Below are 8157 nucleotides of genomic sequence, written 5' to 3' on the forward strand. Positions count from 1 at the left end.
CACTGCGCATCACACTGGGTATTTCTCTCTCTGTGTTGTTTATCAGCGAGACCTACGCTGCATCTCATGGACTGGGATATTCGATCATGAACTATTGGGTCATGGCCCAGTACACAGGCATGTATGCCGCCATTGTACTGCTCAGCATTCTCGGTTTGCTGCTCTACATCATTGTGGATTTGGTAGAGAGACTTTGCGTACATCCATGGGCAAACACATGACAACCTCCCAATCGGGAGGCTGCCTTACAAACCCAAAGAAAATCAACGAACCGTGGTTATTTGAAGAAAGTCTTTCGAATCCAACGCTGTGACTCAACAGCATTCCCTTTTGCGAGCAAATCCCTGATCTCCTGCATTACTTGGTCACTCAACTTCTCATCGATCATCTGGAGGAACTCCACGCTTTCGCGGAGTGCACCCTGGCCATCTTCTCGATACGGATACTGGTCCATGGAAAGCCACCCATCATATTTGGTCTCTTTCAGCCAGAAAAGCATCTCAATATATCTTGGGAAATGAACGGATCCGACAATCATGTCATCATCCCATGTTCCATAGTTGTCATTGAAATGCATGTGAAAAAGCTTTCTTCCGTACTCCTGGAGAATAACAATTGATTCAGCCACATTCTCTCCTGCAACAAACGCATGGCCGGTATCTATGCAGACACCCACGTTATCCAACTTCGTCTCCTTTGCAAGCAACAGGGTATCTGAAGCACGAGCCATGAAGCTGAAATTTCGTGGTTCTTTTGGCTTATATTCGAGTGCGAATCTGATATCCGGTGCAGAGGCAGCAACACTCTGGATGGCGTCCTTAAGCCATGCACGCTCCTGTACGAGATTGGACTGCAACGTATAGTCGTACCCATCCTGTCCCGGCCAGATATTCAGCGTCTTGCAGTTGAGTTTTCTCGCCATTTCCACACAGGCGAACGTATACTCCAATGCTTGCTTGCGTATTTCGCTATCCTTCGATGCAAGACACCCCTTACCCCATCGTTTCTGACTGAAATGATCAGGAATGATGGAAACACACTTCAGGCCATACTTGTCAAGCAGTTCACCAACCTCTTCAACATTCTCTGGTGCAACGTCCCAGGTTCCCACCAGTTCTACACCTTCGACCCCTTCGATCTCGGCAGCCTGCTTGATCAGCTCTGCTTTGGGTACCTCATCCTTGTAACCGGAAGAAAGAAACCTGTCACAGGTGTTTCCCAAATTTCCTAGAATAATCGAATACTTACTCATGACGTGCACCTCCTTGTCATGTCCTTCTCATAACACTGTCCCTAGCCACCAAGTGCCCCTGGACAAGCCAGCTTGACGGTTCCAACAACTTTTTTGTTGCAATTTTCTCCAGTAGTACATATACCGCCTTCTCACCAATTCGCCGTGTTGGAATTCTTACGGTTGTGAGATGGGGTTCCATCATTGCAGCCATCGGCAGATCATCGAAACCGACTACCGATACATCTTTCGGAATACCATATTTTTTTTCTTTCAAAGCTTTCATTACGCCAAATGCAGCCACATCGTTATAACAAAAAAATGCCTGTGGGAGTACCGGCCCTGTAGCAAGATAGCTTTTCATTGCCCGATATGCACCATCAAAGCCTGGCTCAACTGAAATGAAGGAGGAGTCATCCACCAAAAGATGATTATAGTCCATGGCCAATGTGAATCCTCTTTCACGCATGATGATATTCCCAGATTTCATTGAACTGGTGACCATCTGTATCTTCAAGTGGCCATAGGAGGCCAAATGATCAATCACCTGGTATACTGCATTTATATTAGCCATATCCACAAAATCACAGGAGACATGGTCAAAGAAAGTATCGATCACTACAAAGGGAACACTAAGGGAGTGCAAAATCTCCAGGTCAGATTCGAATAGTTCGGTACCTATCAATATCACTCCCTTTGGATGCCTTTTCTGAATCTCTTCAATGCTCCCTTGAAGCGTCCCACTTGGACTCTCAAATATTTCAAACTGATATCCTTCAGCGCTGACAGCTCTGTTGATGCTGTCAATGTAATCCATGATAAAAACACTTTGATCCTGATTGAGCAGTAATCCATGTTTTCGTAACCTGGCCAGTAAGATGGGACCATTGCTGGGACTACTCATCGGCCTGTCCCCTGGCACTCGATAATTCATATCCCGTGCCAAGGCAATTATTCGCATCCTTGTCTCATGACTCACACCACGATGCCCGTTTAGCGCAAGGGAAACAGTTGTTTTTGATACTCCAGCCTTCTCAGCAATTTCTTTAATTCCCATATATCATAGAAGTACCATGCAGAGGTCATCCTGTCAAAGGGTTTATTAAATTTTGCTAAACTTTTTTATTATTATGACATTTTTTCCATATTACATGATTTATTAGCACTATTTTACTTATTCATGCATAATTTTTACCATTTCTTCCAAACAAGTTAATTATATTTGACTTCTCGATAGTGCGGCGCTAGAATTCAATTACGTATTGCAAAGGAGGATTACAGAATGAAAAAATTTCTTGCTTTCGTGTTGGTTGTTTTACTGTTAGTACCAGCGCTGTTTGCTGCAGGACAAGCAGAGGAGAAATCAGGCTATGAGATTGTAGTAGTGCCCAAGGATGCTTCAAACCCATGGTTCGTACGAATGAAAGTCGGGGTAGATGAGTATGCCAAGGAAACCGGCTTGAATGTATACCAGCGAGGAACTCCCCAGATTGATGCAACATTGCAGGCCCAGCTGGTACAAGACCTGATTGCACAGGGGGTGGATGCTATTTGTGTTGTTCCTGTAGACCTTGAATCCTTGGAACCGGTACTTGCTCAGGCACGAGATGCGGGGATTGTGGTAATTGCACATGAAGGGGCTGATCTCGAGAACGTAGATTACGATATCGAAGCTTTCAGCAACGCTGGTTATGGTGCCTTTATCATGGACAACCTTGCAGAAGCTATGGGCGAAGAAGGGCTGTATACCACCATGGTTGCATCCCTTACCAATGGATCGCACAATGAATGGGCAAATGCAGGTGTCGCTCATCAGAAAGCAACATATCCCAAGATGAAGCTACTGGAAGAGGAACCCAGGGTTGAATCAAACGATAACGGTGATGTTGCTTACAATGTATCCAAAGAGCTCTTCAAGAAGTATCCCGATCTGAAAGGAATAATGGGAACCTCTTCATATGATGCTCCGGGAGTTGCAAGAGCGATTCAGGAACTGGGTCTGGTCGACAAGGCTTTCACCTCAGGTACCGGTATGCCCCTTGATAACGCTGAACTACTTGAAAGCGGCGTCGTCAAGTCTCTTACCCTCTGGGACCCTGCTCTCGCAGGAAAAGCTATGATCGCTCTTGCTGTCAAGGTATTGGACGGTGAGAAGATCACCGCTCCAGTGGATCTTGGTGTGGAAGGATACACCAACCTCCAGTTCCGAGAAGGAAGCAAAACCGTTCTTGAAGGTGAAGGATGGATTGTTATCAACGCTGATAATGTCTATGACTTTGGCTTCTAAGGATTGTTTCCAGGAAGGTTTGCCCTGCTGAATTCGTAATTTTGCAGGGCAATCTTTATTGTATGGTACACTATCCAATGAACTGAACTGGACAAGAAGGGGGGAATGAGCCATGTCGGAGAGCCTACTCAAGACCGTAGGTATTTACAAATCATTTGTGGGAGTACAGGCGCTCAAGAATGTATCGTTCAGCATGCAACCCGGAGAAATTCATTGCCTCGCTGGAGAAAACGGGAGTGGAAAATCTACACTGATCAAGGTTATCAGTGGAGTATATACACCTGATGCTGGGCACATTGAGTTCCAGGGGAATCAATACAAGAAGATCAGCCCGATTGATGCAATCAATAACGGAATCCAGGTTATTTATCAGGATTTTTCTGTTTTTCCCAATCTCACAGTCATGGAAAACCTCGCTTTCAACAATGAACTTGCTGAAGGACGTCGGCTGGTAAATTGGAAACGAATGAAAAACATTGCCCAGGAGGCTCTTGCGAAAATCAATGTCTCTATCGACTTGGATGCCTATGTAGGAACCCTGACGGTCGCTGAGAAACAGATGATTGCAATCAGTCGTGCATTGATGCAGGATGCTCGTCTGATTATTATGGATGAGCCAACTACCGCGCTAACGAAAAAAGAGGTAACAAACCTTTTCAAGATCATCACCCAACTGAAGGAACAAGGCATTGCCACGCTCTTTGTCAGCCATAAACTGAATGAAGTGTTCGAGATATCTGAAAAATTTACGATTCTCCGCAGTGGTGAGGTTGTTGCCTCTGGATCAACATCAGATCTGGATGATAGAAAATTCTCATTCTACATGACTGGACGCGAATTTGAGAAGAGAAATTTTAAAGCTGAAATAATCTCTGAGAATCCAATATTCAGAGCTGAGAAAGCAGGGTTAACTAATCATTTCTCCGATATTTCTTTCTCTCTCCGCCAAGGAGAGATTATCGGCATTACCGGACTCCTGGATTCAGGTCGAACAGAATTGGCCCTCTCCATGTTTGGTATCAAGCCGATTGACGAGGGGACATTCTTTGTAGATGAGAAACCGGTTTCCATACAGAGTCCTCGAGATGCCATTAATTACGATATAGGGTATGTCCCTGAGGACCGCTTGAGTGAAGGCCTTTTCCTTTCACAGAGTATTGCTGATAACATTGTCATCTCTGAGATTGACCAGCTCACAAAAAAAGCAGGGATTCTGGACGGGGTGAAACGCTCCAAAGAGGTTTCCAGATGGGTGAAGAACCTAGCAATCGCAACACCTGATGCAAATAATGCAAGTCAGACGCTTTCAGGCGGCAACCAGCAGAGAATCGTGCTCGCTAAATGGCTTGCTTGTAATCCAAGGATTTTGGTTCTGAACGGACCTACTGTTGGAGTAGATATTGGATCAAAACATGATATCCATGGGATTCTCCAGGATTTGGCAAAGAAAGGGATTGGCATCATCATTTTCAGTGACGATCTTCCTGAGGTGATAGAAAATTGCTCCCGCATCCTAGTAATGAAGAATGGAAGGATTGTTGCAGAGCTCTCAGCAGAGAAGACTGATGAGAAGCTGATTTTGTCACATATGTTGTAGGGAGGCATTACGGTGGAAACAACACGTACGTTACTTAAGAAACTCTCTCGTCGGAATGAACCTTATATTTTCCTGGTGCTTCTGGCGCTCTGCTTGTTGATAGAATTCCGATCTGGACAATTTTTCTCTTCCAACAATCTTGTCGACATTGCATCAGCGTTGATTGTCCCTGGCTTGTTTGCAATAGGTACTTTTCTGGTAATTATATCTGGAGGTATCGATGTTTCTTTTCCGGCTCTAGCTTCTTTAAGCGTCTATGCAACAACAAAATATCTGTTGGACATTAATTACGAGGGTGGTGTTTGGGTCGCAATCTTGATGGCTCTGGCCATTGGGGCCTTGCTTGGGGCTTTTAATGGGTTGTTCATCGGATATTTCAAGCTTCCTGCCCTTATTGTAACGCTCGGTTCATCAAGCGTGTTCAAGGGTATTATGCAAGGGGCATTGAATTCCAGACAGTTGACCATCATCCCTTCAGGAATGCGAGACTGGGGCACCTCTGCACTCTTTACAGCGCGTAATCCTGTTTCTGGATTGACCAGCCGTATGCCCGTTACCTTCATTGCCTTTGTTATTGTACTGCTCTTTGTCTTCTTCCTGTTGAAATACACCATGTTTGGCCGCGGAATTTATGCAATTGGAGGAAGTGAGGTCAGTGCCCACCGAGCCGGCTTCAATGTAGTGCGGACAAAAGTGGTCATGTATATCATGGTAGGTATGATCGCCAGCCTTGCCGGTGTTATCAGGGTTTGCATGATGCAGCAAGCTCATCCTACCAACATGCTCGGTATGGAAATGAACATCATTGCCGGCGTAGTCCTGGGAGGCACAGCCATTACGGGAGGGCGCGGTACCCTGCTTGGATGTATGCTTGGTACCTTGCTTATTGTCATTGTGGAAAATTCCATGATTCTGCTTGGAATACCAACTTCGTACAAGAGTGTTTTCACCGGTGCCCTGATCATCATTGGAACCGGGGTAAGTGCTTACCAGGTCATGCACATGAATAGAATTCGCAGTAAAAGAGTGAAGAGCAAGGAGGTTGCATGATGACCCACGAAAGAATACAGCCAATGCAACGTTTCCAGCAAATGTACCGCAATGACCGACATCTCTGGCGATTGATCTTGATGATTGTCATCTGGTTGTTGTTCATGGCAATAACACGGTTCAGCAAGTTTTATTCCGTGATCAATTTTCAGACAATGGCTGCCCAGTTCCCAGAGTTTGGTATCATGAGCTTGGGGGTCATGCTTTGCATGATTACCGGAGGTATTGACTTATCGGTTGTTGGAACGGCCAACCTCACTTCCATCCTTATGGGGTTCCTCCTGCTTCGCCTTACAGACGCTGCGGGGGGTCTTCCGGCCTTTGCCATTCCCTTGGTTTTTATTCTGGGAATTCTCATCGGAGGATCCCTAGGCTTATTCAATGGATTGCTTGTTTCAAAATTCCATATTCCTCCAATACTTGCCACAATGGGGTCTGGGGAGTTGTTTACTGGTATATGTCTGGCAATGACGAATGGAAATGCTGTAAGCAAGTTTTCTCGTACATACGCAAAGACCATCAACAATCGTCTCTTCAATCTGATTCCAGTGCAATTGATCATTTTTATCGTGATGGCAGCCCTTATTTGGTTTCTCATCTCAAAGACCGTCTTTGGAACAAAGATTTACATGTTGGGAACCAATGAAAATGTTGCCAAATTCAGTGGACTGCATATTGATAGGCTGTACATGAAAACGTATATGCTCTCAGGCATTTGTGCGGCACTTGGTGGAATGATAATGCTTGCCAACTATAACTCTGCAAGAGCTGACTATGGGACAGTGTATACCCTGCAGTGTGTCTTGATTGTTGTACTGGGAGGGGTAAACCCTTATGGAGGCCGAGGACGAATCAGTGGGGTTGTTTTAGCAATTATCCTGTTACGCCTGCTTGAAACAGGCCTCAACCGCTTCCCAAGAATCAGTAGCTACTATATTTCGCTCATCTGGGGTGGTGTTCTTATCCTGGTAATGGTCATGAATTACTTCACTGAACACAAGAAAGTGGTTTTCCGAGAACCCACTCAACCTACTCTGCAGAAGGAGACTGCCAAATGAAACCTATCAAAGTCATGTTGGTTGGTGAATCTTGGTTCTCCGAGAGTGCTCACCACAAAGGCTTCGACCATTTCAGTTCCGGTATCTATGAAACCGGGCAAGAGCATATGAGAAAAGCCCTGGAAGCGGATAAGGAGATTGAATATACACATCTTCCAGGACATCTTGCCGGCGAAGAATTCCCTTCCAGTATTGAGGAGTTGTCAAAATATGATGTGATAATCCTTAGTGACATTGGGGCAAATTCACTTCTGTTAAGTCGACGTGTATTCGTCGAAGGCAAGACTTCGGCAAATCGTCTTCAACTGATAAGGGAGTGGGTGAAAAATGGTGGAGCACTCTGTATGTGTGGAGGGTATCTCTCTTTTGCGGGTATACAAGCTTCTGCCAAGTACTTCAGGACACCGATTGAAGAGGTGCTACCTGTAGATATTTATACCTTCGACGACCGCGTTGAGACGCCCGAGGGCGCAACCATAGAGGTTCTTGACCATGAACATCCAATTATTAAAAACATTCCAAATCAGTGGCCTATCCTCTTGGGATATCAAGAGGCACCCCTGAAAAAGGATGCTCATCTCATCCTGCGAACTGGCTACGGGCATCCTCTTCTCGCTACAATGGAGTATGGGAAAGGACGATCATTGGTGTGGATGTCTGATATCGGGCCACACTGGTGTCCTCAGGATTTTGTCGAAGGGGAAGGTTATCGGCTGATGTGGCAGAATGCGATGCATTGGCTTGCAAAACGATGATAGAATGACTTCATAGGAAGTTGTAATCTAATACCGTAAGGAAGCTATTATCATGCAAAACACCGCCCACCTCATCGCCCTAATCCATGAACAGATGTTCAACTATGAAAGGGGTAATCCAGAACGTATTGCTCACCTAACCAAGGTCCACGACTATGCCAGGACGATTGGTTTGCTTG

At 45.3% G+C, this 8157-nt stretch carries 7 protein-coding genes and 1 pseudogene; 6 read left to right on the top strand and 2 right to left on the bottom strand.

What is annotated here, in order from left to right; genetic code table 11:
• Positions 1-221: pseudogene (locus AB7S66_RS09955) on the top strand (ABC transporter permease); the annotation flags it as partial.
• Positions 222-277: 56 nt separating this feature from the next.
• Here the strand turns inward: AB7S66_RS09955 and AB7S66_RS09960 are convergent.
• Both AB7S66_RS09960 and AB7S66_RS09965 read right to left on the bottom strand, forming a co-directional pair.
• Positions 278-1252: a sugar phosphate isomerase/epimerase family protein gene (locus AB7S66_RS09960; RefSeq protein WP_428519580.1), complete on the bottom strand. Its 975-nt coding sequence runs from the start codon at positions 1250-1252 to the stop codon at positions 278-280.
• Between the two features lie 16 nt (positions 1253-1268).
• On the bottom strand, positions 1269-2288 hold the full coding sequence (locus tag AB7S66_RS09965; protein ID WP_428519582.1) for a LacI family DNA-binding transcriptional regulator: 1020 nt from the start codon (positions 2286-2288) through the stop codon (positions 1269-1271).
• A gap of 225 nt (positions 2289-2513) precedes the next feature.
• Here AB7S66_RS09965 and AB7S66_RS09970 point away from each other — a divergent pair, with 225 nt between their 5' ends.
• The 5 genes from AB7S66_RS09970 to AB7S66_RS09990 all read left to right on the top strand — a co-directional run bounded on the left by AB7S66_RS09970 (position 2514) and on the right by AB7S66_RS09990 (position 7978).
• The gene (locus AB7S66_RS09970; protein WP_428519584.1) at positions 2514-3518 is read left to right on the top strand and encodes an autoinducer 2 ABC transporter substrate-binding protein; all 1005 of its coding nucleotides are present in this window, start codon (positions 2514-2516) and stop codon (positions 3516-3518) included.
• Between the two features lie 112 nt (positions 3519-3630).
• Positions 3631-5115 carry a sugar ABC transporter ATP-binding protein gene (locus AB7S66_RS09975; protein WP_428519586.1) on the top strand — a complete coding sequence of 495 codons (1485 nt, stop codon included), beginning with the start codon at positions 3631-3633 and terminating at the stop codon, positions 5113-5115.
• A 12-nt stretch (positions 5116-5127) separates the two neighbouring features.
• Positions 5128-6165 (top strand): ABC transporter permease, encoded by a 1038-nt coding sequence (locus AB7S66_RS09980; protein ID WP_428519588.1) that lies wholly within the window; start codon positions 5128-5130, stop codon positions 6163-6165.
• Complete coding sequence (locus AB7S66_RS09985; protein ID WP_428519590.1) at positions 6162-7223, top strand: ABC transporter permease; 1062 nt, start codon at positions 6162-6164, stop codon at positions 7221-7223. The genes AB7S66_RS09980 and AB7S66_RS09985 overlap by 4 nt, the downstream gene beginning before the upstream one ends.
• Entirely contained in the window at positions 7220-7978 is a 759-nt protein-coding gene (locus AB7S66_RS09990) for a glutamine amidotransferase (RefSeq protein WP_428519592.1), read from the top strand. The genes AB7S66_RS09985 and AB7S66_RS09990 overlap by 4 nt, the downstream gene beginning before the upstream one ends.
• Positions 7979-8157 lie beyond the last annotated feature (179 nt).

Origin of the sequence: Sphaerochaeta sp. (genome assembly GCF_050178175.1) — a bacterium.
GTDB lineage: Bacteria > Spirochaetota > Spirochaetia > Sphaerochaetales > Sphaerochaetaceae > Sphaerochaeta.